This is a genomic window from Bartonella sp. AC130YNZD (assembly GCF_042196865.1).
Classification (GTDB): Bacteria; Pseudomonadota; Alphaproteobacteria; order Rhizobiales; family Rhizobiaceae; genus Bartonella.
Genome location: NZ_JBHIQZ010000106.1, coordinates 1 through 1,252, shown reverse-complemented (window position 1 = coordinate 1,252; position 1,252 = coordinate 1). Strand labels below are relative to the sequence as shown.

Here is a 1,252-nt window from a genome sequence, read left to right as displayed (position 1 = left end):
TTCAAAGAAAACAGTGAATATTTAGAGCATCAAAAGAAACTGGATATCCAAGTTATCTTTGGTAACCCTCCTTATTCGGTAGGACAAAAAAATGAAAATGATAATGCAAAGAACACTCCCTACCCGATATTAGATAAACGGATCAGTGAAACTTATGCGGCTCAATCGAAAGCAAGTAATATACGAGCGCTTTATGACAGTTATATACGTGCTATTCGTTGGGCGAGTGACCGTATTGATAATGCTGGGGTAATCGGTTTTGTTTCTGGTTCAAGCTATATAGAAAAGCCAGCAATGGATAGTTTACGAAAATCTTTAGCCAAAGAATTTACGAGTATTTATGTACTTAATTTACGAGGTGATATCCGTAAAAATATGATGAATAAAAATAACGCTCAAGAAGGAGGGAATGTTTTTGGCAATGGTAGCATGACGGGTATTGCCGTGACCTTGTTTATAAAAAATCCCAATGTTTCTGGAGATTGTAAAATTTACTATCATGACATTGGTAATAATCTTTCCACCGAAAAAAAACTTGAGAGGCTTCAATACTTTGGTAGTGTTGGTGGTATTACACTTGAAAACGGTTGGAAAATAATTACACCAGACAAGTACGGTGATTGGATCAATCAACGTGATGACAGTTTCAAGACATTCCTAGCTCTAGGTGTTAAAAAAGGGGATGATAAAAAGCTATTTGAAACTTATTCTCGCGGTATTATGACGAGTCGGGATGCTTGGGTATACAATTCAAGTCGTGAAACTCTCGCGAAGAATATGAGTAATATGATTGCTTTTTACAATAGTGAAGTGGAGCATTTTAATGGTGCTTATACACATAATGACGGTAAAACACGTACTAAAACTGTAGACAATTTTGTTAATGCTGATGAAAGAAAAATAAGTTGGAGTCGCGCTCTTAAACAAGAATTAATAAGAGGAAAAATCTTTGAACTTGAAGATAGATGCCTTATTCAAAGCCTTTATCGTCCTTTTACGAAACAATGGCTCTATTATAATCGCGCCTTTAATGAAATGGTTTATAAAATGCCGCATATATTTCCGATAGGACGAGCGGTTGAAAATAAGGTAATACAAATTTCAGGCATGGGAACTCAATCAGGTTTTTCTGTTTTGATAGCTAAGTCTATACTTGATCTTCATGTTGTGCATAATGGTCAATGCTTTCCACGCTATATTTACGAAGACACTACAGTTTCAAAGAATAAAAACAAAAAACAATCCCATTTAT

Annotated in this window: 1 protein-coding gene; it reads left to right on the top strand. The window is 35.1% G+C overall.

The window, feature by feature from the left end:
• Nucleotides 1-1,252, top strand: a 1,252-nt coding sequence (locus ACFINU_RS09915) for a type ISP restriction/modification enzyme (protein WP_375667675.1), incomplete at both ends; no start/stop codon positions are given.